General features: G+C 68.6%; 19 protein-coding genes and 2 pseudogenes. 14 read left to right on the top strand and 7 right to left on the bottom strand.

Annotated elements, in window-relative coordinates:
* Positions 1-17: 17 nt before the first annotated feature.
* From FZ033_RS12430 to FZ033_RS12420, 3 genes are all read right to left on the bottom strand, one after another.
* Positions 18-884, bottom strand: coding sequence for an ABC transporter substrate-binding protein (locus FZ033_RS12430; RefSeq protein WP_149576439.1), 867 nt, complete (start codon positions 882-884; stop codon positions 18-20).
* Between the two features lie 79 nt (positions 885-963).
* Complete coding sequence (locus tag FZ033_RS12425; RefSeq protein WP_149576438.1) at positions 964-1,830, bottom strand: sulfurtransferase; 867 nt, start codon at positions 1,828-1,830, stop codon at positions 964-966.
* A 68-nt stretch (positions 1,831-1,898) separates the two neighbouring features.
* Positions 1,899-3,326, bottom strand: a complete 1,428-nt coding sequence (locus FZ033_RS12420) for an MFS transporter (protein WP_149576437.1) — start codon at positions 3,324-3,326, stop codon at positions 1,899-1,901.
* Between the two features lie 291 nt (positions 3,327-3,617).
* Between FZ033_RS12420 and FZ033_RS12415 the strand changes: the two genes are divergently transcribed.
* The 9 genes from FZ033_RS12415 (at position 3,618) to FZ033_RS12375 (ending at position 12,252) form a co-directional block, all read left to right on the top strand.
* The gene (locus FZ033_RS12415; protein WP_149576436.1) at positions 3,618-4,580 is read left to right on the top strand and encodes a TauD/TfdA dioxygenase family protein; all 963 of its coding nucleotides are present in this window, start codon (positions 3,618-3,620) and stop codon (positions 4,578-4,580) included.
* A gap of 58 nt (positions 4,581-4,638) precedes the next feature.
* Positions 4,639-5,607: an ABC transporter substrate-binding protein gene (locus FZ033_RS12410; protein WP_149576435.1), complete on the top strand. Its 969-nt coding sequence runs from the start codon at positions 4,639-4,641 to the stop codon at positions 5,605-5,607.
* A gap of 50 nt (positions 5,608-5,657) precedes the next feature.
* On the top strand, positions 5,658-6,503 hold the full coding sequence (locus tag FZ033_RS12405) for an ABC transporter permease (RefSeq protein WP_149576434.1): 846 nt from the start codon (positions 5,658-5,660) through the stop codon (positions 6,501-6,503).
* Positions 6,496-7,254: an ABC transporter ATP-binding protein gene (locus FZ033_RS12400; protein WP_149576433.1), complete on the top strand. Its 759-nt coding sequence runs from the start codon at positions 6,496-6,498 to the stop codon at positions 7,252-7,254. Before FZ033_RS12405 ends, FZ033_RS12400 begins: the two co-directional genes overlap by 8 nt.
* A gap of 118 nt (positions 7,255-7,372) precedes the next feature.
* The gene (locus tag FZ033_RS12395; RefSeq protein WP_188079453.1) at positions 7,373-8,380 is read left to right on the top strand and encodes an ABC transporter substrate-binding protein; all 1,008 of its coding nucleotides are present in this window, start codon (positions 7,373-7,375) and stop codon (positions 8,378-8,380) included.
* Positions 8,377-9,252, top strand: a complete 876-nt coding sequence (locus tag FZ033_RS12390; protein WP_210247886.1) for an ABC transporter permease — start codon at positions 8,377-8,379, stop codon at positions 9,250-9,252. The genes FZ033_RS12395 and FZ033_RS12390 overlap by 4 nt, the downstream gene beginning before the upstream one ends.
* 8 nt (positions 9,253-9,260) lie before the next feature.
* Positions 9,261-10,094 (top strand): ABC transporter ATP-binding protein, encoded by an 834-nt coding sequence (locus FZ033_RS12385; protein ID WP_149576431.1) that lies wholly within the window; start codon positions 9,261-9,263, stop codon positions 10,092-10,094.
* On the top strand, positions 10,091-10,873 hold the full coding sequence (locus FZ033_RS12380) for a class II aldolase/adducin family protein (RefSeq protein ID WP_149576430.1): 783 nt from the start codon (positions 10,091-10,093) through the stop codon (positions 10,871-10,873). Before FZ033_RS12385 ends, FZ033_RS12380 begins: the two co-directional genes overlap by 4 nt.
* 17 nt (positions 10,874-10,890) lie before the next feature.
* A complete protein-coding gene (locus FZ033_RS12375; RefSeq protein WP_149576429.1) occupies positions 10,891-12,252 on the top strand; it encodes an LLM class flavin-dependent oxidoreductase in 1,362 nt (453 codons plus the stop codon).
* 401 nt (positions 12,253-12,653) lie between these two features.
* Here FZ033_RS12375 and FZ033_RS12370 read toward each other — a convergent pair.
* The 3 genes and pseudogenes from FZ033_RS12370 to pcaB form a co-directional block, all read right to left on the bottom strand.
* Positions 12,654-12,791, bottom strand: a pseudogene (locus FZ033_RS12370) (IS5/IS1182 family transposase); the annotation flags it as partial.
* A 253-nt stretch (positions 12,792-13,044) separates the two neighbouring features.
* Positions 13,045-14,427 (bottom strand): cation:dicarboxylate symporter family transporter, encoded by a 1,383-nt coding sequence (locus tag FZ033_RS12365; protein ID WP_149576427.1) that lies wholly within the window; start codon positions 14,425-14,427, stop codon positions 13,045-13,047.
* Between the two features lie 68 nt (positions 14,428-14,495).
* Positions 14,496-15,842 carry a 3-carboxy-cis,cis-muconate cycloisomerase gene (pcaB, locus tag FZ033_RS12360; protein WP_149576426.1) on the bottom strand — a complete coding sequence of 449 codons (1,347 nt, stop codon included), beginning with the start codon at positions 15,840-15,842 and terminating at the stop codon, positions 14,496-14,498.
* Between the two features lie 132 nt (positions 15,843-15,974).
* Here pcaB and FZ033_RS12355 point away from each other — a divergent pair, with 132 nt between their 5' ends.
* Positions 15,975-16,712 carry a GntR family transcriptional regulator gene (locus tag FZ033_RS12355; RefSeq protein WP_149576425.1) on the top strand — a complete coding sequence of 246 codons (738 nt, stop codon included), beginning with the start codon at positions 15,975-15,977 and terminating at the stop codon, positions 16,710-16,712.
* 162 nt (positions 16,713-16,874) lie between these two features.
* Positions 16,875-17,308: pseudogene (locus FZ033_RS12350) on the top strand (TolC family protein); the annotation flags it as partial.
* Between the two features lie 148 nt (positions 17,309-17,456).
* Here the strand turns inward: FZ033_RS12350 and FZ033_RS12345 are convergent.
* Positions 17,457-18,335: an IclR family transcriptional regulator gene (locus FZ033_RS12345; protein WP_149576424.1), complete on the bottom strand. Its 879-nt coding sequence runs from the start codon at positions 18,333-18,335 to the stop codon at positions 17,457-17,459.
* Positions 18,336-18,731: 396 nt separating this feature from the next.
* On the opposite strand from FZ033_RS12345, the gene FZ033_RS12340 reads away from it, so the two are divergent.
* The 3 genes from FZ033_RS12340 (at position 18,732) to FZ033_RS12330 (ending at position 23,473) form a co-directional block, all read left to right on the top strand.
* On the top strand, positions 18,732-19,985 hold the full coding sequence (locus FZ033_RS12340) for an ABC transporter substrate-binding protein (protein WP_149576423.1): 1,254 nt from the start codon (positions 18,732-18,734) through the stop codon (positions 19,983-19,985).
* A 93-nt stretch (positions 19,986-20,078) separates the two neighbouring features.
* Positions 20,079-20,948: a branched-chain amino acid ABC transporter permease gene (locus FZ033_RS12335; RefSeq protein ID WP_188079452.1), complete on the top strand. Its 870-nt coding sequence runs from the start codon at positions 20,079-20,081 to the stop codon at positions 20,946-20,948.
* A complete protein-coding gene (locus tag FZ033_RS12330) occupies positions 20,945-23,473 on the top strand; it encodes a branched-chain amino acid ABC transporter ATP-binding protein/permease (protein ID WP_149576421.1) in 2,529 nt (842 codons plus the stop codon). Before FZ033_RS12335 ends, FZ033_RS12330 begins: the two co-directional genes overlap by 4 nt.
* The last annotated feature ends 15 nt before the right edge of the window (positions 23,474-23,488 follow it).

The raw sequence follows: 23,488 nt of genomic DNA, 5'->3' as shown, positions 1-23,488 counted from the left end.
GGCGCCTCTCCTGCGGGTCAGATCACCACCAGTTCGTCGAACGCACCGTGCTCGGGCGCGAGGTTCCAGCTGCGCATCCACTCGGTGGTGTAGGCGAAGCGCTTGGGATCCAGCGGCTTGGCGTGGGCATAATGGACGAAGTGGTCGGCGATCTCGTGGGGCGCGATGCGGTCGCGGATCTGGTCCACGATCAGGTGATGCTTGAAGCTGCCGAAATCGGCGCGGATGAGGTCCGCCGCGGCGTTGACGGCGGCGAGGTAGCCCTGGCGCTGCGCCGGCGTGAGGTCCGGCGAGATCACCTCCGCGCCGCGATAGAAGTTGGCCGAGATGATGTGCGCGCCCTCCTTCAGGGCGAGGCTGACATAGGGCTCCATGAGCGAGGCGGCCCGCAGCGTGCCGGCCTTCAACTGCTGATAGCGCAGGAAGGGCTCGCCCACGTGCTGCAGCACGATGTCCTCCCGTGGCAGCGTGCCTTCCAGGAACTGCAGCGCGGTGTAATGCGAGCCGGTGAACTCGTTGATGCCCACAGGCACGCCGGCAAGGTCCCGGGGCTCCTGGATGTCGAGATCGAACGTGAGGATCACCTGGGCCGCCACCGCCGGCCGCAGGGCATGCACGCGGCTGCCGCGCCCGCTGCGGTCCGAGCGGTCGAGCCCGGCCCATTCGCACAGGTTGTAGGCGTCCGCCCGGCCGCTCTCGTAGAGCGATTCCTTCTGGCGCTTGAACGCATCCTGGTTGGACGTGACGGGATCGTGCCGCGCCACGAACTCGACCTCGATGCCGTGGGCGCGGAACAGGCCGCGCTCCAGCGCGACGATGATGGGCAGGTCGAACACCGGGACATTGGGGGCAAGGCGGATAACCTCAATTGTCGCGTCGGACATGGCTGGCTCTCCAGTGCTGTGTGGGAAAGGGGACGCTCCCGGCGCCCGCGGCGGGGCCGCGGCCGGGCGAAGGCGCGGCTCAGGCCTCCAGAGGACGCTGGGGGTCCTTCGACCATTCCGACAGCGAGCCGTCGTAGACACGGACCCTGTCGTGCCCCAGCGCCTTCAGGACGAAGCCGTCGAGGGTGGCGGCAATGCCGCTGCCGCAATAGGCGATGACGTCGGTCTCAGGAGAGATGCCCTTGGCGGCGAACTCCGCCTTCAGCACCTCCAGCGGCTTGAGGCTGTTGTCCGCCGCCGCCACCAGCGACCCCGCCGGCAGGGAGATGCTGCCGGGAATCCGCCCGCTGCGCCCGTGGGGCCCGGTGACCGCGCCGCTGAAGTGATCCGGGCTGAGGGCGTTCACCAGCGTGGCGCCTCCCGCCTCCACCACGGCTGCGACCTCCGGCAGGTCGGCGAACAGGCGCTGCGCCACGGGCTCGAAGGCGGGCGCGGGCGGATAGGCCGGCTGTGTGCCGTTCGCCGTGGGCCGGCCCTCCTTGACCCACTTGGCGAGGCCGCCGTCCAGCACAGCCACGCGGCGGAAGCCGAGGTCATTCAGCAGCCACCACACCCGGGTCGCCCAGCCGTAGGTCGAGGTGGAATAGACCACCACCACGGCATCCGGCCCGATACCCACGCTGGCGAAGGCCGCGGCGGCGGCCTCCGGCGGGAGGCGGGTGAAGTCGAGCGCGGCCGAGGTGTCGGAGAGGTCGTTCTTCAGGTCGAGATAACGGGCGCCGGGAATGTGGGCCTTCTCGAACACCGCGCGGGCGGGCTCGGCCTGCGCTGCACCGGGGGCGAGGGCGGCGCCCGCCGTGGCGTCGAACAGGCGCAGCTCCGGGTCAGCAAGGTGCTCGGCGAGCCATTGGGTGGAGACGAGGAGAGAGGGGGCGGGCTCGGTCATGATGTCTTTTCCCTAAGAGAGTGCCGGGATGCGGCGGAGAAGGTGCCCTCGCGCGACGCGCAGCCTCGTTACGCGCGGCCCGCCGGCGAGCCGGAGGCCCGGCGGTGCCCGCTGAGTTCATGCCCGGCACCGGGATGCAGGCGGAGGGCCACCGGCACGGCAGCCAGCACCAGGACCGCGAGCAGGAGGAAGGCGGCCGCATAGTCGCCGCCGCCGGGATGCGGGCGCTGTGCTGCCCAGGCGGAGAGGTTCACCACGGTGACGGACAGGGAGATGCCGATCATCACCGCGAACTGCTGGAAGGTGGTGTTGAGCGAGGTCGCTGGCGCCACCGAGCGGCGTGGCAGGTCGGCATAGGCGATGGCCGCCAGCGCATTGAGCTGGATGGCGCGGAAGAAGCCGCCCACCGAGGCGAGAAGGGCGATGAGCGCCACGCTCCAGGACGCCTGGAACGCCGCGCACAGGGCCAGCGCGAGGCCGCACAGCACGCCGTTCCAGATGATCACGCTGCGAAAGCCGAAATGCGCCAGGATCCGGGCGGTGAATGTCTTGGTGACGAAGGCGACGAGGCCGCTCGCCAGCAGCACCACGCCGCTCTCGATGGCAGTGAAGCCGAGGCCGAGCTGGAGCTGCAGCGGCAGCAGGAACGGCAGCGCGCCATAGCCCACGCGTACCAGGCAGCCACCCCAGAAGGAGACGCTGAAGGTCGGCACCTTCAGCAGCGCGAAATCCAGCAGTGGGGGATGCCCGCCGCCGCGCACGCGCCGCACATAGGCCGTGCCGGAGACGACCGCCACAGCGACAAGGCCGGCATACACGGCGGGTGAAATGCCGTGGTGACGCACCAGCCACAGCAAGCTCGCCCCGGCCACCAGCAGCAGCGCCAGCCATATCCACTGGCGCAGGTCGAAGGCCGGTGGCGCCTCGTCGGTCACCTGGGGCATGACGCGCGCGGCGAACAGATAGCCGGCGAGGCCGAGGGGCAGGTTGAGGAAGAAGATCCACCGCCAGTCGGAATAGGTGGCGATGACGCCGCCCAGCAGTGGGCCGACGAGCGGACCCAGCATGGCCGGCGTGATCATCCAGGCGAGCGCGGCCACGAGGTCGGCCTTGCTGGTGGCGTGGATGATGGCCATACGCCCCACCGGCATCATCAGGGCCGCGCTCGCGCCCTGCAGCACGCGGGCCGCCACCAGCGCGGGAAGGGATTGCGCGAAGCCGCACAGGGCCGAGCTCACGGCGAACAGGATGAGCGAGGCCTGGAACACCGTGCGGGTGCCAAAGCGGGCGGCGAGCAGGCCGCTCAGGGGAATGATGGCGACGTTGGCCAGCAGATAGACCGTCATGGTCAGGTCGAGGTTCAGCGGGCTGACCCCGAAGGCCACGGCGATCTGCGGCAGGGCGGGAGCGATGATGGTCGAGTCCAGCTGGTCCATGAAATAGGCCAGCCCCACCAGGACGGAGAGGGGACGATAGCTGGTGGTCCGGGGCGGCATGGCAGGGGGTCTTCGGCCGTTGCGACGTATTTTATTTAGTCCATCAATTTAATAAAATAAAGATTGAACTTAGAATTTTAAGTGGGTAGCGTCGAGATGTGCCGACGCTGCACCCCTCGGGGGGCCGTCGGCACCGCCTCGGAAGCATGGGACCACGTCCTGACCCGCCCACAGGGCGCCGCCATTTCGCCCGGCCCCGCGCCAGCGGGCCTGCCGACCTTCGGGCCGGCGACCTGGCCGCGCGCATGCTCCGAAGCGCAACAAAAATCGAACGCCGTTTTGGAGCGACACATGACTGCTCTGCCGCAAGCTTCCGCCGGGTCCGACATCCAGGCCGCACGGGTTCTGCACATCCCCGAGGAGCGGCTCGACAGCGCCCAGGCCAAGATCCTGTCCATCGCCGATTACCGGGGCGAGCGGGAAGCCCTCGACGCCGTGGTGGTCGAGCCCTATTCGCCGGTGGTTGGCGCCCACGTGCGCGGCCTCGACTTCAGCGCCTCCGCGCCGGAACTGGATGCGGCGCTCGCCCAGTTTCTCCATGACCGCCTGGTGCGCTACGGCTTCCTGTTCTTTGCGCCGGGCACGGTTCAGGCCGAGGATTTCGGCCGCCTCGTCAGCCTGTTCGGCCAGGCCCGCTACGCCGGCACGCCCTACACCCCCGCCCCGGCGGAGAACACCAACGTCAACACCATCGATTCCTCGGTGAAGAAGACGCGCATGAACCTGATCTGGCACATCGACCAGGCGTTCGTGCCCGAGCCACCGCGCTTCACCGCCCTGTTCGGCAAGGCCGCGCCGCCCACCGGCGGCGACACCCTGTTCGCCAACGCCACCGCTGCCTACGACCTGCTGGACCCTGATTTCGCGCGCTACCTCGAAACCTTGACGGCGGTGCACGACGTGGAGACGCAGGGCTTCCTGACCCTCGCCTACCAGGACCCCGGCGCGCTCGCCGCCCAGCGCGCCAAGTATCCGCCCATCGAGGCGCCGGTGATCCGCGTGCACCCCGACACCGGCCGCAAGCAGATCTTCGTCAGCGAGCTGTACACCCAGCGCATCCTGGGCGTTCCCCGCACGGTGAGCGACCACCTGCTCCAGATCCTGTTCGACTACGTCAAGTCTCCAGACGTGCAGACCCGCGTCGCCTGGCAGGAAGGCGCGGCGGTGATCTGGGACAACCGTGTGGTCCAGCATCGCGGCGTCGCCGATTACGGCGACGGCCTGCGCGTGCTCCATCGCGCCATCGTCCAGTAAACCCGCCCGACAGGCCGCCCCAGCCCCCGAGTGCCCGGCCCCGGGCGGAGACGTGAAGATGAACAGAAGAGAAAACCTGAAGCTGCTCGCGGGCGCCGCGTCCGCCGCGCTGCTGCCGGCGGGGCGGGTGTCCGCTGCCGCCGCGCCGGTGCGCATCACCCTGCCCTCGCCCGGGAGCGCCGGCTCGGTGTGGCAGCCGCTGGTGTCGCGGCTCGGCATCGCCGAGGCGCTGGGGCTGAACCTGGAATGGATCGTCGCCGACCCCGGCAAGATGCAGACGCAGTTGACCGCTGGCGCGCTGGACGTGGGCGTCTACGGCTCGGTGGGGCTCAGCACCATCGTCAACAAGGGCAGCGACATCGTGCTGTTCGGCCCGGCGCTGGACAACAACACCCGCTGGGTGGTGCGCGGCGACAGCCCCTACAAAACCCCCAAGGACCTCGCCGGCAAGACGGTGGCCTCCACCCCCGAGACCAGCGAAACCTACCAGCAGGCCAAGATCACTGCCTCCCTCGCCGGTCTTGACTTCAACGACCTCAGGATTGTGTTCGGCTCACCTCTCGCAAACCTCGCCTTGTTCGAGCGCGGCGACGTGGAGGCCATCCTCACCCTGGAGCCCACCGCCACGCGCCTCGTCGCCCGCGGCGCCCGCGACCTCGCCCGGGTGGCGGACGAATGGGAGCGCGGCACCGGCCTCAAGGGCGCGCCCATCCTCGTCGGCCTCGCCGCAAGCCGCACCTGGCTCGACGCCAACCGCGAGACCGCCTCGAAGGTCTCCAGGCTGTTCGTGAAGGTCAACTCCGCCATCCGCGAGAACCCGCGGCTGCTGGTGGACGTGGCCCGCGACATCGGCATCAAGCCGGATGAGACCGAAGCCCTCGCGCTGCTGCCCGGACGGGCGCAGGGCTCCTATGCCACGGCGTGGGACGAGGAGGTGTTCAAGGTCATCGACAAGCAGATCGAAGTCGCGGTGAAACTCGGCCTGCTGAAGCAGGCGCCCGCCGGCAAGATCTACGTGAAGGTCTGAAGGCGGGCCCGGCCGGCTTCGGCCCGCCGGGCATGCGTGAAAGAGGAACCATGTCAGTCGTGGATAAAGCCGATGCAGCCGCCCGCGCCCGCCTGCGGGGGCAGCGCCCCGCCGCCCGGTGGGCGCCGGCGCTGCGCACCGCTGCGGGCGAGGCGCTACCCTTCATCGCCTCCTTCGTGCTGCTCGCGGCGGCGTGGGAGGCGATGGCCCTGTGGCTGCACTCGCCGCTGGTGCCGGACCTCTCCGCCATCCTGCGCGAATTCCTGGTCATCGGCGAGAGCGGCAAGGCGTTCCGGGAGATCTGGGTCACCTTCTACCGCATGGGGCTCGGCTTCCTGCTCGCGGTGGTGCTGGCGTTTCCCATCGGCATCGCCTCGGCGGTGTCGCGCAAGGCGGAGCGCTTCTTCGAGCCCGGGGTCATTCTCGGCCTCACCGTGCCCGGACTGGTATGGGCGCTTTTGTGCGTGATCTGGTTCGGGGTGAGCATCGTGTCCCCGGTGATCGCGGTGGCGCTGGGGGTGCTGCCCTCCATGGTCATCACGGTGCAGCAGGGCGTGCGCTCGCTCTCCGCCGACATCGTGGAGATGACGCGCGTGTTCCGGCTGAAGCGCACCACCGTGCTGCGGCGGATCTGGATTCCCCTGCTCTACGCCTCCACCATCTCCGGCGCGCGGGTGGGCTTTTCCATCGCCTGGAAGGTCATCGTGCTGGTGGAGATCTTCGGCATGTCGAACGGGGTGGGCTACCAGCTCAATTCCCAGTTCAGCCTGCAGAGCGTGGAGGGCGTGATCGCCTGGACCCTCGCTTTCTGGCTCGCAATGATGGCGGTGGAATACCTCGTGTTCCGGCCGATCGAAAAGAACGCCAGCCACTGGAAGAAATCGGCCTATGAGTAGCGACATCGTCATCGAGGGGCTGGGCAAGGCCTATGCCCCGCGCGGCGGGCGGCGCCCCGCCGTGATCTTCGATGGTCTCGACATGCGGGTCGAGGCCGGCCAGTTGGTGGCGCTCGTGGGTCCCTCGGGCTGCGGCAAGTCCACCCTGCTCAACCTCATCGCCGGGCTCGACGCGCCGGACGCAGGCGCCATCCGCTTCGACGGACGGGCCCGCGACAGCCGCCTCGCCATGGTGTTCCAGCAGCCGCGCCTGGTGGACTGGCTGACGGCGGAGGAGAACATCGCCCTCGCCTTCGAGCGCGAGGGCAGCCGGCCGCCCGGCGACGCCCGCGAGACGGTGCGCGCCCTCTTGCGCAAGGTGGGCCTTGTGGACCACGCCGGCGCCTATCCGCAGTTCCTCTCCGGCGGCCAGCGCCAGCGCGTGGCCATCGCACGCGCCTTCGCCGTGGACCCCGACATCCTGCTGCTGGACGAGCCCTTCAGCGCGCTCGACGAGCTGACCGCCCGCCGCCTGCGCCTTTTGCTGCAGAGCCTGTGGGGCGAGGCGGACGGCCCGCGGCCCACCGGGGTTCTGGTGACCCACAACATGCTGGAGGCGGCCCTGCTCGCCGACCGCATCTTCGTGCTCAACGGCCATCCCGGCCGCTTCGCCGCCGTGATGGACATCGACCTGCCGCACCCGCGCGACCCGGAGGACCCGGCCTTGTTCGCCATCCACCGGCAGGTGCTGCACGCCCTCGGCGAGGCCTGACACGGCCTCGCCGACCCGCGCAATCCCCATGAAACGGACCGGCCGGACCTCCCGGCCGGGCGGACCAACGCGGCCGGAGCCGGACGGCTGCCGCGCCCACAGCCGAGGACCCAAGCCCATGCCCCACGATGGACTGCGACGGCGCACCCTCCTCACAGCCGGCTTCGCCGCGCTCGGGCTCGCCGCGCTTTCCGGCCGCGCCCGGGCCGAGGCGGGAAAGCCCTTTTCCATCAACCTGATGGCGCCGAACAAGGGCAGCACCTCCGCCATCTATCCCGCCCTCATGGCCTCCGACCTCGTGGACCTGTCGGGGCTCGACATCTCCTGGGTCGGCACCGCGCCGGGCCAGATGCAGGTGCAACTGCTTTCGGGGGCGCTGAACGTGGGTGGCTACGGCGCGCTCGGCGTGGCGGAAGCCCAGCTGAAGGGCGCGGACGTGACCCTGTTCGCCCCGCTCAGCCTCAACCACGGCAGCTTCATCGTCCCCGCCGGCAGCCCGGCCCGCAAGCTGGAGGACCTGAAAGGCAAGCGCATTGCCACCGTGCCGGTGAACACCGACACCTTCCGCCAGGCGGAGGTGGCGGCCGCCCTTTATGGCCTGAACCTGCGCAAGGATTTCCAGGTGAGCCACAGCCCCGGCCTCGCCAGCCTCGCCCTGTTCGAGCGCGGCGACGTGGACGCCATCCTCGCCATCGAGCCCAACTCCACCCGCCTCGTGGCCCGCGGCGCGCGGGAGATCGCCCGCGTGGAGGACCTGTGGAACGCCGCCACCGGCAACAAGGAGCCGCTGTTCCTGGTGGGCTGGGCGGCGCGCAGGTCGTGGATCGACGCCAATCCGGAGGTGGCCGCCAAGGTCGCGAGGGCCTACCTCCACATCAACCGCGTGCTGCGCAAGGATCCCTCCATCCTCAAGCGGCCCGAGCTCTACACCGCCCTCGGCCTGCGCGAGGAGGAGACCGACGCCATCGCGCTCCTGCCCGAGCGCATCGCCCGCGTGACCCCGGTGGAGTGGAACCAGACGGTGTTCGACAATATCGGCCAGCAGATCGACCTGGCGCTGAAGTACGGCACGCTGGACTCCCGTCCGACCGAGCCGCTCTACACCGTGCTGCCGGGCGTATCATGAGCATGGAGGCCTCCTCCGGCGGCCGCCTCGCGCCCGGCGCGGCCGAGGCACCGCGTGCGGCGCCCTCCCGCGCCGGAACCCTGTTCCACCCCGGAACGTGGCGGCGCGCGGCGAGCCGCGTCGCGCCGGTGGCCCTGCCCCTGCTGCTGCTCGGCCTTACGGCCGGCGCATGGGAGGCCATGGCGGTGGCGCTCCACTCTCCGCTCGTGCCGCACCTGCCGGAGATCGGCAAGGAGCTGGCGCGCATCTTCAGGGGCGGGCACTTTTTCGGCGAGATGGCGGTGACGTTGCTGCGGGTGGGGGCGGGCTTCACCATCGCCTTCGCCGTCGCGGTGGCCGCCGGCATCGCCATGGGCCGGCAGAAGGCGGTGGCGCATTTCCTGGAGCCGGCGATCATCGTCGGGCTCACGGTGCCGGGGCTGGTGTGGGCGCTCCTGTGCATCATCTGGTTCGGCATCGGGCTCACCGGCGCGGCGGTGGCGGTGGCGCTCTCCATCGCCCCGGCGCTGCTGCTCAACATCCTGCAGGGCGTGCGCGCGGTGGATGCCGAGCTGCTGGAGGTGGCCGCCATGCTGCGCCTGCCGCTGCGCACGCGCCTCGCCTGCCTGTGGCTGCCGAGCCTGATGCCCGCGCTGCTGGGCGGTGCGCGGCTCGGCCTGTCGCTGGCGTGGAAGGTGGTGGTGCTGGTGGAGCTCTTCGGCCTGTCGAGCGGCATCGGCTACCAGCTCAACAGCGAGTTCGGTGCCCAGAACGTGGCTGGCGTCATCGCCTGGACCCTGGGCTTCGCCGCAGTGATGGGCGTGCTCGAATATGGCGTGCTCGCCCAGCTGGAGCATCACCTGATGCGCTGGCGCCGCACGGCGCAGGTGTGAGGCCGGCCATGGACAGCGCGCCTCGCGGGTTGCCACTTCTCATCAGCCGGCTGGATAAGGACTATGCGGGCAAGGCCGGGCCCCGGCCGGTGCTCCGCGGCATCGACCTTCAGGTGGAGGCCGGCGCCTTCATCACGCTCATCGGCCCCTCGGGCTGCGGCAAGTCCACCATCCTGCGCCTCGTGGCCGGGCTCGACCGCGACTATTCCGGTTCCATCCGCGTCGGCGAAGCGCCGATCCGCGGCCCGGACCTGTCGCGGGGCATGCTGTTCCAGGAGCACCGGCTGTTCCCCTGGCTCACCGTGCGCCAGAACGTGGCGCTCGGTGCCTTCCACTCCGGGCTTGCGCCGGCGGCGCTCGACGCCCTTGTCCGCGAGTTGCTGGAGCGGGTGGGTCTCGCCCATGCCGCCGACCTGTTCCCAAGCCAGCTGTCGGGCGGCATGGCGCAGCGCGCCTCCATCGCCCGGACCCTCGCCGGGCAGCCGCGCCTGCTGCTGCTTGACGAGCCGTTCAGCGCGCTGGATGCCTTCAATCGCCTCGCGCTCCAGCTGGAGCTGGAGCGGCTGTGGCAGCGCACCGGCATCACCATGATCCTGGTCAGCCACGACATCGAGGAAGCCGCCTACCTCTCCGACCACATCGTGGTGCTGGAGGCCGATCCCGGCCGCATCCGCACCGTGGTGGAGAACCCCTTGCCGCGCCCGCGCGACCGCGTCTCGCCGGCCTTCAACGCCATCAAGGCGCGCCTGTTCGAGGCGCTCCACGTGGACACCGGCGCACCGTCCGCCGTCCCCACCGACCCCGTGCCCACCGATCCCGCGCCCGAGGAGGCCATCCCATGACCGCTGCCGTCGAAGCCTTGAGGACCCCATCCGTCCGCGACCAGGTGAGCGCGGAGGAGTGGCAGGCCCGCCTCGACCTTGCCGCCTGCTACCGGCTCGCCGCCCGGTGGGGGTGGACCGACCACATCTACACCCACTTCTCCGCCCGCGTGCCCGGCACGGAGGAGCACTTCCTCATCAACGCCTTCGGCCTCACCTTTCCGGAGGTGACGGCATCCAACCTGGTGAAGGTGGACCTTGCCGGCACCGTGCTGCTGGACATCACCGGCCGCGGCCACAACCAGGCCGGCTATGTCATCCACAGCGCGGTCCACGCGGCCCGGCCGGACCTGAAGGCCGTGCTCCACACCCACACCACCACCGGGGCCGCAGTCTCCGCCCAGCGCGATGGCCTGCTGATGATCTCGCAGCACGCCGCCCGCTATTACGGCCGCATCGCCTATCACGACTACGAGGGCTTCGCCCTGAACCTCGACGAGCAGCATCGCCTGGTGCGTGATCTCGGCGACAGGCGGGTGATGATCCTGCGCAACCACGGCCTGCTGGCCGCCGGGCGCAGCGTGGGCGAGGCGCTGCAGGAGCTCTATTTCCTCGAACGCGCCTGCGCCATCCAGATCGCCGCCCTCGCCGGCGGCGCGCCCCTGGTGGTGCCGGATGAAGCCGCGCTGAGGCAGGCATCCGAGACCTACGCGCGCGCCTCCGGCGGCAGCTACACCACCCGCAACTGGGAGGCGTTCGTGCGCGAGCTGGACGCCGTCGACACCTCCTATCGCCAATAGCCGAAAGGACCGCAGCCATGGGCCACGACGCGGGCAGAAGGCAGATCAGGCTGGGCCTGTTCGTGCTCCATGCGGGCTATCACCTCGCCGGCTGGCGCCATCCCGATGCGCGCTCCGGCGGCGCGGATTTCGGCTTCATGCGCGAGACCGCGCTGATCGCCGAGCGCGGGCTGTTCGACTTGTTCTTCCTGCCGGACACACCCACCGCCTCGCGCGGGGCCTCGCCCTCGGCGGCGGCGCGGCTGGAGCCGCTGACGCTGCTCAGCGCCCTCGCCGCGGTGACGACCGACATCGGCCTCGTCGCCACCGCCTCGACCACCTACAACGAGCCGTTCAACCTCGCCCGCCAGATCGCCTCTCTCGACCACCTCAGCGGCGGGCGGGCGGCGTGGAACATCGTCACCACCCTCTCGGCGGAGGTGGCCGCGAGCTTCGGCCGCGCCGGCCACCTGCCCCACGCCCAGCGCTACGCCCGGGCCGCCGAATTCATCGACGTCGCCAAGGGCCTGTGGGACAGCTGGGACGATGACGCCTTCGTGCGCGACAAGGCGAGCGGGGTCTATTTCGACAAGGCCAAGCTGCATTATCTCGACCACGAGGGCGCGCACTTTTCCGTCCGCGGCCCCCTGTCCCTCGCCCGGCCGCCGCAGGGCCATCCGCTGCTGGTGCTGGCGGGCGCCTCCGATGAGGGGCAGGCGCTGGCGGCGCAGGTGGCGGACATCGTCTTCAGCGCCCAGAATGACCGCGCCGAGGCGCAGGCCTTCTATGCCGGGGTGAAGCGCCGGGCCGCCGCGGCGGGGCGCGACGCCTCCCGCCTGCTGGTGTTTCCCGGCGTGCTGCCCATCCTCGGCGCCACCGAGGCGCAGTCGCGGGCGAAATTCGACCACCTGCAGAGCCTCGTGGACATGGAGCAGGCACTGCCGCTGCTGTCCTTCTTCCTTGGGCACGACGTGTCCGGCCTGCCGCTGGATGAGCCGCTGCCCGAGCTGAGCACGTCGGACGCCATGAAGAGCCGCACCGAGCTCCTCACCGGCCTCGCGCGCAACGAAAAGCTCACCGTGCGCGAGCTGGCGCGGATCGTCGCCGCCGGGCGCGGCCACCTGGTGGTGGTGGGCAGCCCCGTGCAGGTGGCCGACACGCTGGAGCGCTGGTTCCTCGACGGCGCCGCCGACGGCTTCAACGTCATGGTGCCCTATCTGCCGGGCGGTCTCGAGGACTTCGTCGACGGCGTGGTGCCGATCCTCCAGGCACGGGGCCTCTACAAGACCGCCTACGCCCCCGGTACACTGCGCGACCGCCTCGGCCTCCCCCGCCCCCCGAGCCGATACGCCACCCCGTCGAGCCCCCCGCAGCCTGTTCCCATCCCCGCCGAGCGGTAGCGCGCCGCCAAGACGGATGGGGTGCCAGGGGCGGATGTTGCGGTCCTGACCGGAATCGGATCTTCATAAAAGATGGCGGTGAGCAGTGCGTGGCCGGCCGTACCACCAAAGTGGCCACGGGAGATATCCGGAGGTGATGCGCGCCGGTTCCGGTACCGGCTCAGGCTCGGAACTCACTCATCAGAGCCAGAAGATGAGGGCCGCGGCGATGCGGCGCCAGTCCTTGAGCCTGGCGAAGAGGTTTTCGACCTTGTGCCGCTGCCGGCAGAGAGCCTTGTCGTAGGCGAAGGGCTCGTTCCCCTTTGCAACAAGGGCATCCCGGAACGAGGCGCAGTCGTAGCCGCGATCGGCGATCAGGTTTCGGGCCGATCCGCTGCGATGATCTGCAGCTGCACCTTGGGAAAGCGAGCGAGGAAGGCCGGGATGCCGGCGAGGTCCACAAGCCGGTGGAGAGCCCGCACGAGGCAGCCAGCGGGAACGTGGCGTTCGAGGCTGAACGCGTAAAAAAGCGCCCGCTGCATCACCGTCCGCTCACCCATCGCCGGCCGGCCCTCCCATCACAAGGACGACTGAATCGGGACGTCGTCCCGGCAGCAACGCCGACTTTTTCAACGGAATCGGCGCGAAGCTGAATGCCGACTTAGCGCCATTGCCCGGTGGCGAGTTGGCGGCGAAAGGCAGCCCCTCTGTCAGGGCTCGCCCGTCTGCCACGGACGCGATGGTCGTTCGCCATCGCGTCCGTGCGTTGTGATGCTTCAACTCGACGCTTGAGGCCGAGCGGCGCGGCTGGGATCAGGTGGTGGCCATTGCCGGCCGCTCCCCCTCGGCAGGAGCCGCAAGCTCGAACTCGGAGACGATCGCGCGTTCCGCTGCCTGCGGATCACGGTTGGCGAGGGCAGCCTTGGCGGGATCGAACTCGCCGCAAAGCTTGGCGGTGACGATGGTGGCGACGCAGTTGCCGACCACGTTGCAGGTGGCCACCGCCATGGACATGAAGCGGTAGACGCCGAACAGGAGCGCCAGCCCTTCCACGGGGATGAAGCCCGAGGCCGTTACGGTGGCCGCGAACACCACGAAGGTGCCTCCGGACACCGTCGCCGCGCCCTTGGAGGTGAGCAGCATGATGGCCATCAGCGTGCCGAGCTGCGTCCAGGTGATGTCGATGCCGTAGGCATGGCTCAGGAACACGACGCCCATGCCCATGTAGATGGAGGTGCCGTCGAGGTTGAAGGCGTAGCCCGTGGGCATCACCAGGCCGACCGCCTGCCGCGAGGCGCCATAGCCGGGCAGCTTCTCCAGCAGCTTCGGCAGGACGCTCTCCGAGGAGGCGGTGCCCAGCACCACGATGATCTCGTCCTTGATGTAGCGCAGAAGCCCGAAAAGGTTGATGCGGAAGATCAGGCAGATCGCCCCGAGCACGATGGCGATGAAGCCGATGATGGTGAGGTAGAAGCTCAGCACCAGCCAGGCGAGGGCGATGAGCACGTCGGTCCCGTTCGCTCCCACCGCATAGGCCACCGCGCCGAACGTGCCCACGGGGGCGAGCTTCATGATGAGGTGGATGAACTCGAAGAAGGCGTTGGAGATGGAGGCGAGCCCGCTCTCGATGGGCGCGCGCTTGTCCGGCTTCAGCGAGAGCAATGCCGCGCCGAAGATGATGGCGATGACCAGGACCTGGAGCAGTTCGCCCTTCGCGAAAGCGCCGACGAAATTGTCGGGGAAGACGTTGAGCAGGAACTGGTCGAAGGTGGTGTGGGATTGGGAGGCGAGCTTCGCCGCGTTCGCCGCTCCCTTTTCCGCCTGCTGGGAAGCAGCGACATGGCCCATGCCGCGGCCGACATTGAAGAGATAGGCCGCGGCAAGGCCATAGACGATGGCGATGGTGGAGACGATTTCGAAATAGATGGTGGCGGTGAGCCCCACCTTGCCCACGCGCTTGAAATCCCCCGCAGCGGCGATGCCGGCCACGACGGTGAGGAACACGAGCGGGGCCACTGCAGTCTTGATGAGACGCAGGAAGATATCGCCGAGAAGCTTCAGCGACGCGCCGAATTCCGGCCAGATGAGCCCGACCACGACGCCGAGGACCATGGAGACGCCGACCTGGAAGCCAAGCCCCTTCCACATGGGCTTCTTCTTTGGCGGCGAGGCCGACGAATGCGAAATGCTGGACATGGAGCATCCTCCCTCTGGATGACCTGCCGGGCTCCCGCCGGCAGGCCCCGTTGCATTTTTGTGTTGTGTCAGGCGCGGCCGGCCACGACGCGGTCGGTCATCTCGGCGGAGAGGCCGAGATAGTTCACCGGGTCGCAGGCATGGTCGACCGCCTCGGGGCTTCCGAGGGCGGCGACCACGTCCGGGTTCGCCTTGAGCACATCGGCCAGCTTCTTCGCGCCTTCGATGGCGACACGGCAGGCTTCGTAGACAACGTCATGGGCATGCTGGCGGCCCAGCTTCGGGGCGGCGGCCATCATCACGGCCTCCGCGACGATCAGGCCGCCGGTCAGATCGAGATTGGCGCGCATGCGCGCCTCGTGGACCACCAGCCCGTCCAGCATGTAGCGGGCGTTCGCCAGGGCGGATGCGGTCAGGATGAAGCTCTCGGGGATTGCGATCCATTCGAGGTGCCAGGGGCCGGTGGCCCGCTCGAAGTCGTGGATCATGCCGTCGAGAGCGGTGGCCACCTGCTGGCGCACCGATTTCGCCGCGGCAAGGATCAGCTCGCAGGAGATGGGATTGCGCTTCTGCGGCATGGTGGAGGAGGCGCCGCGGCCGTGGACGAAGGGTTCGGAGACCTCGCCGAACTCGGTCGCCATCATCAGCATCACGTCGGTGGCGATCTTGGCGAGCGATCCGGTGACGAGGCCGAGATAGCAGATCACCTCGGCGATGCCGTCGCGCGCCACATGCCAGGTGATGGGCGGCTGGGCGAGGCCCAGCTCCGCGCAATAGGCCGCCTGCACATCGAGCCCGCCCTCGCCGATGGAGGCGAGGGTTCCGGCCGCGCCGGAGAACTCGCCGAACAGCACGCGCTCGCGGATACCGGCAAGGCGCGCGGCGTGGCGGTCGATGGAGGAAAGCCAGACCGCCACCTTGTAGCCGAACGTGACTGGCAGGGCCTGCTGGAGATGGGTGCGGCCGGCCATGGGCGTGTCGCGGTGCCGCTTGGCGAGGCGGGCGAGGATGTCCTGCAGGGCCTTGATATCGGCTTCGACGAGATCGAGTGCGGCGCGGATCTGGAGCACGTTGGCCGTGTCCATGATGTCCTGCGTGGTCGCGCCCCAGTGCACGAAGCCTCCCGCATCGCCGGCCGCCTCGGCGAGCTGGTGCACCAGCGGCAGGATGGGATAGCCGACGATCTCGGTCTCGCGGCGCAGGCGTTCAAAGTCGATCTCGATGCTGCGGCAGGCGGCATCGATCTTCTCTCCCGCGGCGGCGGGGATCAGCCCCAGCTTCGCCTCGGCGCGGGCCAGCGCCGCTTCCGCCTCGAGATAACGGTCGACAAGGGCCTCGTCGGTGAAGACCGCGCGCATGGCGGGGGTACCGAACATGTCGCGGAACAGGAGTGAATCGAAAACGGTGCTGGACATGTGACCTCCCAGGTCATGGGGACTTGATTTGATTTTGTACGAACAAAACACATTGTCCGTACAAATATCAAGCGTTTTGTTCGGACAATGGCGCGTGCTATCCATTTTCGAGTTGCCAGGGAGAGCCGAGCGTTGAGCAAGAGGTATGCGGAGGTCGCCCGCCAACTGGTTGGAGAGATCGGCCAGGGGGTGCATCCGGTGGGCTCAACCCTGCCGAGTGAGCCGGCCCTGGCCCTGGCCCTGGGGGTCAGCCGCTCCACCGTGCGCGCCGCCCTCGACGAACTTCAGAAGCTCGGAATGGTCTCCCGCCGCCCCAGCCTTGGCACGCGGGTGGAAGCGGCGGAGCCTCAGCGGGCAGGCCAGGGCTTCTCGCAGACCCTCGGCTCGGTCGAGGCGATCTCGCAGTACGCCGCCGACACCAGGCGCGAAGGTCTCACCCTCGCCGACATGGTGGCCGATCGGGAAAAGGCCAAGCGCCTCGGCCTCCAGCCGGGTTCTCGCTGGCTGCGCATTTCCTACTGTCGTGTCGACCGGAAGGATCCCGAGGCCCCGCCCATCTGCTGGACCGACGTCTATGTGGATGCGCAATACGCCGACCACGTGCGCGCCCGCATGGCAACGCATGTGGGCGCGGTTTCCGAACTGGTGGAGGAAGCGGCCGGCCGCCGCATCGCCGAGGTGGAGCAGACGTTGCGCGCCTCAGGCGTGCCCGAGCGGATGGCCGCGGCGCTCCAGGCACCGGTGAACGGCCATGCGCTGGAAATCACGCGCTCCTATTTCCTGGGTGCCGGCGAACTGGCGCTTCTTTCCGTCAGCATCCACCCGGGCGACCGCTTCGCCTATGTCTCCCGGCTGGTCCGGGCGGAATGACGGCGGCGAGGTTGGGCGTATGATGCCGATCACACGTGATGACACATCGTTGGAAAGTGTGGCCTCGCGCGCAATGGCTCCCATTGCGGCGGCATCGCAGCCCTCTCCGGAAACACCTGCAGGCCGGCGACAGCCGACTGTAACGCTCCAAGATAAGCGACGCAGGGCCAGAGCGGCAGCAGCAGCCCCTACAACCTCTACAATGCGACCGTAAGCGTGTCCTATGCGCTGGACGGGGCGGCACCCGCCGGCAAGTGGAAGCCATCGAGGCCCAGGCGGACGACCAGCGCTACCAGCTGGAGGCGACCTATCTCAGCCTCACCGCCAACGTCGTCACCTCCGCCATCGCCGATGCCTCCCCGCTCGCCCAGATCGAGGCCACCAACGACATCATCAAGTCGGAGCAGGAGCAGCTCACGCTGATCCAGCGCCAGTTCGAGCTGGGCGCGGTGGCGCAGTCCGACGTGCTGTCGCAGCAGTCGAACCTTGCCCAGACGCAGGCCACCCTGCCGCCGCTGCAGAAGCAGCTCGCCCAGCAGCGCAACCAGCTGATGGCCTATCTCGGACGCCTGCCCGGCGAGGATCGCGGCGAGCATCGGCACGCTGTTCACGCTCTACGTGGTGCCGGCGGCTTACGTGTTCATCGGCCAAAGTCATCGCCGCGCGACCGAAAAAGCCCAGAGACCGAAGCAAGTACGTGCTCTTGCTAAGGCGATTTCGGAGGGGTGAGCACCCCCTCCCCGCTCAGGCTTCGCCCGGTCCCGCAAAGAAACTCGACCGCTCACTCCCACGCCGCGCGGCAAGGCCGGGAGAGGCGCTCACCGCCATGGACAGTTCGCGCGCCGCCTCCATCAGCAGCGTCCCGAGCCCCAGCATGCGCGCCTCGGTGAGGCGCACATTGGGACCGGCAATCACCACCGTTCCCGTCACTTCGCCGGTGGCGATACTGCGCACGGGGGCGGCACAGGCATTCATCCACGGCGTATAGGTCTGCACGGTCACGGCGAAGCCGCGCTTGCGGGCGACGCGCAGATATTTCAGCAGCGCGGTCCGGGTCTCCGGTGCCCGCGGGCCGAAGTCGCGACGCGCCCCATAGCCCTGAGTCTCCACCAGAGCGATCGCCTCCTCTTCCGGCAGGCACGACAGCCAGGCGTGGCCCGAGGCCGAGCAGGACAGGCGACCCACCTGCCCCATGTCCGGGTCATAGCGCAGCCCGAAGGGCGAGCCTTGGGATTTCGCCACCCAGATCAATTCGCGACCGTCGATCATGGCGAGGCGCACCAGCTCCCCGGACTCGTGAGCGAGACGGTCGAGAATGGGCTGGGCAAAGTCGGTGATGCCGCTGGCGGCGAGGAAGGTGAAGGCCAGCGAGGTCAACTTGGCCGTGAGCAGATAGGCGCCGAGCTGACGCTCCTGGCGCACGTATCCATGCTCCACAAGGCTGGTCAGGATGCGATGGGTGGCGCTGCGCGGAATGTGGAGATGGTCGGCCACCTCGTAGAGCGGCAGGCCGTGAGCATGGACCGCCAGCAGCTCCAGCACCGCAAGGGTGCGCTCCAGAAGGCCGCTGGGGCCGGCCTCGGCATCGCTCTCGACAGGGCTTTGCGGGAGTTTCTTGTCCATGGCCTCGTCACGCTGTCCATTCTGCACGGTGACCGGCCGGCCGCCTTTGGTGGGATCCGCACCCACGCCAGAGGGCAGCGACGTCCTGGCAGAAGGGGCCATTGCACCGGGCATTGCTGCCTCCACTGATAGGTCTGGCGCCGATCGACTGCAACCGGCGCCTTTGCCCCTTCCGCGCGCGGCGGCCGGGCACCGGCAGACGGCGCAGCCTTTCACAGGAGCGGAGCCGCGGTCAATAAAACTGGAATCCAGTTCCAAAATTAAAATTGGAATCCAATTCCAGTCGTGCTACCGAATGAGCCGTCCAGTGACGGGCTCCATGGCGAGCCCGCGGACCACCACCAAAAAATCCGCAAAGCGGACATTCCGGGAAAAACGCCTTCCAGGGAGGACAGGATGGGCGACGAAACGAGTCCGCGCTCCGGCGCATTCGCCATCAATCGACGCAACCTGCTGCTCGGCGCGACCGCCGGTGCCGTCGCCATGCCGTGGGTCGGCCGCGCCCATGCAGCCGAGCCGATCCGCATCGGCATGCTCTACGGCAAGACCGGTCCTATCGTCGGCCAATCCGAGCATCTCGCCCAGGGCAGCTTCCTTGCGCTGGAGCAGCGCGGCGGAACCCTGCTTGGGCGGCCGACGGAGATTGTCTGGCTCGATGAGCCCAATCCGCAGGGCGCCCAGCAGAATGCCGAGCGCCTGGTCGGCGAGCACAAGGTGGCGGGCCTTGTCGGCGGGGCGCTCTCGTCCCACGCCTTCGCCATCTCGGCGGTGGCCAAGAAGGCAAAAGTGCCCTTCATCGCCACCAATGCGGCGGCCGACGCCCTGACCGGCGCATCCTGCAATCGCTACACCTTCCGCACCCAGGCCCCGGTGGAGGTGCAGGCACGGGTGCTGGCCCCTCAGGCCGCCGCCATCGGCAAGAAATGGTACCTGCTGACGGCCGCCTATGCCTTCGGCCAGGACATCAAGCGCTTCTTCGGCCAGTACGCCAAAGAGATCGGCGGAACCATCGTGGGTGCCGATGACGTGCCCGTGGGCACGCAGGACTTCTCCTCCTTCATCCTGAAGATTCGCGCCGCCAAGCCCGACGTCGTCATCGGCGGCATCGCCGGCAGCGACCTCATGGGTTTCCTGAAGCAATGGAACGAACTGGGCATGCGTGGTCGCATCCCGTTCGCGGAAATTGCGGTGGGCAACACCGACCTGTGGGGCGTGGGGCCCGAGGCCGCCGACGGCCTCTACACGAGCACCTGGTACTATAAGAACCCCGCCAATCCGCCAGATGAACAGGCCATGACGGCGGCATACGAGAAGAAATACAATCGCCCTCCAGCTGACAAAGCCTGGATGGGATGGTTCGGCACCAACATCCTTCTCGACTCCATCGAGGCCGCGGGCTCCACGGATTCGACGGCGGTCGTCAACGCCCTCGAGCGCTGGCAGACCCGACGCGGCGGGACGCGCGAAATCTCCTTCCGGCCCTTCGACCACCAGCTGACGAGCACCGTGGTCGTGCTCGGCGTGAAGCCCAAGATTACCGACAAGTGGGACTTCTTCGACGTCAAGGCGGAGGTGCCGAAGACCGAGGCCGAGGCGGACGCCCTCTACGGCCCCGAGACCGCCTCGGCCTGCAAGATGGACAGCATCTGAGCATCCGCTGCTTCGCGGCGCACGAAGTCCTGGACGCGGCCCCACACGGGACCGCGACCGGTCGCGCGCGACTGCCCCCACGAGGACATGGTAATGCTCGACATGATCTTATCACAGGCCGTAAATGGCCTGGTACTTGGATTTCTCTACGTTCTGATTGCTGTCGGCCTGTCGATCATCTTCGGCATGCTGGGCATCGTGAACTTTGCGCACGGCGCCTTCTTCGCCATCGGCGCCTATCTTGCTCTGGTGCTGACGCAACAGTTCGGATGGGGCGCGGCGCTGCTCGCACCGCTGCTCACCGGCCTCATCGGCATGGTCGTGGAGATGGTTCTGATCCGGCGGCTCTATGACAAGGAGCCCCTCATCAGCCTGATCCTCACCTTCGCCCTGGCCCTGCTGGTGGAGGCGCTGCTGCGGCTCATCTTCGGCGGCGCACCCCAGCCCTTCAGTCCGCCGAGGCCGCTGGCCGGCTTCGTGGAATGGGGCGCGATCCTGATCACCACCTACCGCGTTGCGGTTTTGTGCGTGACCATCGCAGCGCTGGTCGCCTTCTGGGCGTTCCTAGCCTACACGCCGTTCGGCCGCATCATCCGGGCCGGCTCGCGCGATCCCGAGATGGTGGGCCTGCTCGGCATAAACCTGCCCATCGTGCTTTCGGGCGTGTTCGGCATCGGCTGCCTGCTCGCCGGCCTCGCCGGCATGCTGGCCGGGCCACTCTGGACCGTGAGCCCCGCCATCGGCGCGGCGGCGATCATGCCGGCCTTCGTCATCGTCACCATCGGCGGCCTCGGTTCCTACCGCGGCGCCATCGTCGCCGGCCTCATGGTGGGCCTCGTCACCGCCCTGACAGTTCAATTCTATCCCGATTGGTCCGGCGTCGCGATGTACGTGCTCATGGCCGTCGTCCTCATCGCGCGCCCTCGCGGCCTCTTCGGCGAGAAGTGGGAGCGCTTCGAATGACCCTCCGCGCCGTACTCCTCCATCCCGTCCTGTGGACCGCCCTGGTGCTGGGCGCGCTCAGCGCGTTGTGGCTCGCCCTCGGCGCCCCGATCCAGCTCGTCACCCAGATCGCCATCTACGCGCTCTACGGCGCCGGGGTGAACCTGCTGATCGGTTATACCGGCCTTGTGCCCTTCGGCGCATCGGTCTTCTTCGGCTGTACAAGTTATGCCGCGGCCTATTTCATCCTCGGGCTCGGCGGCAACGAGATCGGCGCGCTGGGGCTGTCGATGGTGTTCGCCGCCCTGCTGGGCCTTGGCATCGGCGCCGTCATCCTGAGGCGCAAGGGGCTCTATTTTTCCCTTTTGACGCTCGCCTGCTCGCAGATCGCGTTCGAAGTCGCCTTCAAATGGACCTCCGTCACCGGCGGCGAGAACGGCATCCAGGGCGTTCCGCGACCGCTCATGGAGAGCCCGCTGACCTTCCATGTCTTCGTGGTGACGACCGTGGTCGGGGTGATGTGGCTGCTGTGGCGGCTCGCCCACGCTCCGTTCGGACGCGTGCTCCAGGCAGTGCGCGACAATGACGTGCGGGCGGCGAGCCTCGGCTATGACGTCTACCGGGTGCGGCTCGTGGGCTTCATCCTGTGCGCGGTCGTGGTCGGCTATGCCGGCGCGCTGCTGACCTTCCTGCTGCAGGGCGTCTATGCCAACAATCTCGGCTGGCAGCATGCGGGCGACAGCCTGCTGATGACGGTGCTCGGCGGCGTGCACCACTTCCTCGGGCCGCTGTGGGGCGCCATCACCTTCATCGTGCTCGAAAACCGCCTCTCCGCCATCACCGAGAACTGGTGGCTGATCTTTGCCCCGCTGCTCATTGCCTTCGCGCTGTTCTCCCCGGAAGGGATCCAGGGCCTCGTCCAGCGGCTGTTCCGCTGCGAGCGCTGGACCCTGACACGCAATACCATCCCACAGCGCCCGGGGCTGATCGTGCCTTATTCCAGCGCGTTGCAGGCGCTCGACTCGCGCAAGCCGATCCTCGAGACGCGAGGGCTCAACAAGAGCTTCGGCAGCCTCGTCACGGCCAGGAGCATCGACTTCACCGTCTATCCCAACACGCTGCACACCATCATCGGGCCGAACGGCGCCGGCAAGACCACCTTCTTCAACATGCTCACGGGCGTGCTGCCACCGACGGCCGGACAGGTCCTGTTCGAGGGAGCCGACGTCACCCGCCTGCCGCTTCACGCCCGCGCGAGGCTGGGCATGGGGCGCTCGTTCCAGATCCTGTCGATCTTCCCGCACCTTACCGTGTTCGAGAACGTGCGCATCGCGGTACAGGCGCAGCGGCGCGGAGCGCGGGGCCTGTTCGTGGACGCCCATCGCCTGGATGCGATCAACGCCCGGGCCTGGTCGCTGCTCGACGCCGTCGGCCTGGCCGACAAGGCGGCCGCGCGCAGCGCCGATCTGCCCCACGGCGCCAAGCGTCTGCTGGAGATCGCCGTCACGCTCTCCATCGACTCCAAGCTGCTGCTCCTGGACGAACCGCTGGCCGGTCTCGCCGAGGCGGACCGCGTGGTGGTGGCCGATCTCATCAAGCGATTGTCGCGCAGCCATGCGGTGCTGCTCATCGAGCACGACATCGACCGGGTCCTTGCCATCTCCGATCGCATCTCGGTGCTGCACCAGGGCCGCATCGTCGCCGACGGACCGCCGCTGGAGGTGGCCGCCCATCCGGAGGTGATCGCCGCCTATCTCGGCGCAGCCAAGGACGGCGAACGCGCGGCCCCTCCGGCAGTGGAGCGCCAAGCCCATGCCGCAGCGCCGATCCTCCTCGAGGCCAAAGGCATGGTCGCCGGCTACAACGGCTCCAGCGTCCTCACCGGCATCGATCTCGTGGTGCATGAGGGCGAGGCGGTGGCGCTGCTCGGCCGCAACGGCGTGGGCAAGACCACCACCTTGCGCGCCCTCACCGGCAGCCTGCCCCTCGCGGCCGGCGAGTTGAAGCTGAAGGGCGAGGCGCTGACCGGCCTGCGCCCCTACGAGATCAACCGCCGCGGCATCTCCCTGGTGCCAGAAGGCCGGCGCCTGTTCCCCAACCTGACGGTGGTGGAAAATCTCCAGCTGGCGGCCCGGCCCGGCGGCATCAGCCTGGACGAGGTGTTCGAGCTGTTCCCGCGGCTCAAGACCCGCCAGTCGGCGCGGGCAGAGAACCTCTCCGGCGGCGAGCGCCAGATGGTGGCCATTGCCCGCGCCCTGGTGATGCCGTCCAAGCTGATCCTGCTCGACGAGCCGTTCGAGGGCCTCGCGCCCGCCGTGGTCAACGAGGTCATGGAAGCCCTCGTGAAGCTGCGCGGCAAGGTGGCCATGGTGATCGTCGAGCACCACACCGAAACCGTCCTGCCCATCGTCGACCGCGCCTATGTCCTGGTGAACGGACAGGTGGCCTTCGCCGGTGACGCCGGGCGGCTGGAAGCCGATCACGCCTTGCAGGCCCGCCTCCTCGGCGTGGTGCAGGGCGAAGACCTCATCGCCGCGGCCAGCTGACGCGCGCCCTCTCCA

Origin of the sequence: Xanthobacter oligotrophicus (assembly GCF_008364685.1) — a bacterium.
Classification (GTDB): Bacteria; Pseudomonadota; Alphaproteobacteria; order Rhizobiales; family Xanthobacteraceae; genus Xanthobacter; species Xanthobacter oligotrophicus.
The sequence above is the reverse complement of the archived record's forward strand: the minus strand, read 5'-3'. Positions and strand labels throughout refer to the sequence as shown.

Bases quoted from the DNA above. Each gene is read 5' to 3' on its own strand.
- FZ033_RS12430 (WP_149576439.1), bottom strand. From the start codon at position 884: ATGTCCGACGCGACAATTGAGGTTATCCGCCTTGCCCCCAATGTCCCG.
- FZ033_RS12425 (WP_149576438.1), bottom strand. From the start codon at position 1,830: ATGACCGAGCCCGCCCCCTCTCTCCTCGTCTCCACCCAATGGCTCGCC.
- FZ033_RS12420 (WP_149576437.1), bottom strand. From the start codon at position 3,326: ATGCCGCCCCGGACCACCAGCTATCGTCCCCTCTCCGTCCTGGTGGGG.
- FZ033_RS12415 (WP_149576436.1), top strand. From the start codon at position 3,618: ATGACTGCTCTGCCGCAAGCTTCCGCCGGGTCCGACATCCAGGCCGCA.
- FZ033_RS12410 (WP_149576435.1), top strand. From the start codon at position 4,639: ATGAACAGAAGAGAAAACCTGAAGCTGCTCGCGGGCGCCGCGTCCGCC.
- FZ033_RS12405 (WP_149576434.1), top strand. From the start codon at position 5,658: ATGTCAGTCGTGGATAAAGCCGATGCAGCCGCCCGCGCCCGCCTGCGG.
- FZ033_RS12400 (WP_149576433.1), top strand. From the start codon at position 6,496: ATGAGTAGCGACATCGTCATCGAGGGGCTGGGCAAGGCCTATGCCCCG.
- FZ033_RS12395 (WP_188079453.1), top strand. From the start codon at position 7,373: ATGCCCCACGATGGACTGCGACGGCGCACCCTCCTCACAGCCGGCTTC.
- FZ033_RS12390 (WP_210247886.1), top strand. From the start codon at position 8,377: ATGAGCATGGAGGCCTCCTCCGGCGGCCGCCTCGCGCCCGGCGCGGCC.
- FZ033_RS12385 (WP_149576431.1), top strand. From the start codon at position 9,261: ATGGACAGCGCGCCTCGCGGGTTGCCACTTCTCATCAGCCGGCTGGAT.
- FZ033_RS12380 (WP_149576430.1), top strand. From the start codon at position 10,091: ATGACCGCTGCCGTCGAAGCCTTGAGGACCCCATCCGTCCGCGACCAG.
- FZ033_RS12375 (WP_149576429.1), top strand. From the start codon at position 10,891: ATGGGCCACGACGCGGGCAGAAGGCAGATCAGGCTGGGCCTGTTCGTG.
- FZ033_RS12365 (WP_149576427.1), bottom strand. From the start codon at position 14,427: ATGTCCAGCATTTCGCATTCGTCGGCCTCGCCGCCAAAGAAGAAGCCC.
- pcaB (WP_149576426.1), bottom strand. From the start codon at position 15,842: ATGTCCAGCACCGTTTTCGATTCACTCCTGTTCCGCGACATGTTCGGT.
- FZ033_RS12345 (WP_149576424.1), bottom strand. From the start codon at position 18,335: ATGGACAAGAAACTCCCGCAAAGCCCTGTCGAGAGCGATGCCGAGGCC.
- FZ033_RS12340 (WP_149576423.1), top strand. From the start codon at position 18,732: ATGGGCGACGAAACGAGTCCGCGCTCCGGCGCATTCGCCATCAATCGA.
- FZ033_RS12335 (WP_188079452.1), top strand. From the start codon at position 20,079: ATGCTCGACATGATCTTATCACAGGCCGTAAATGGCCTGGTACTTGGA.
- FZ033_RS12330 (WP_149576421.1), top strand. From the start codon at position 20,945: ATGACCCTCCGCGCCGTACTCCTCCATCCCGTCCTGTGGACCGCCCTG.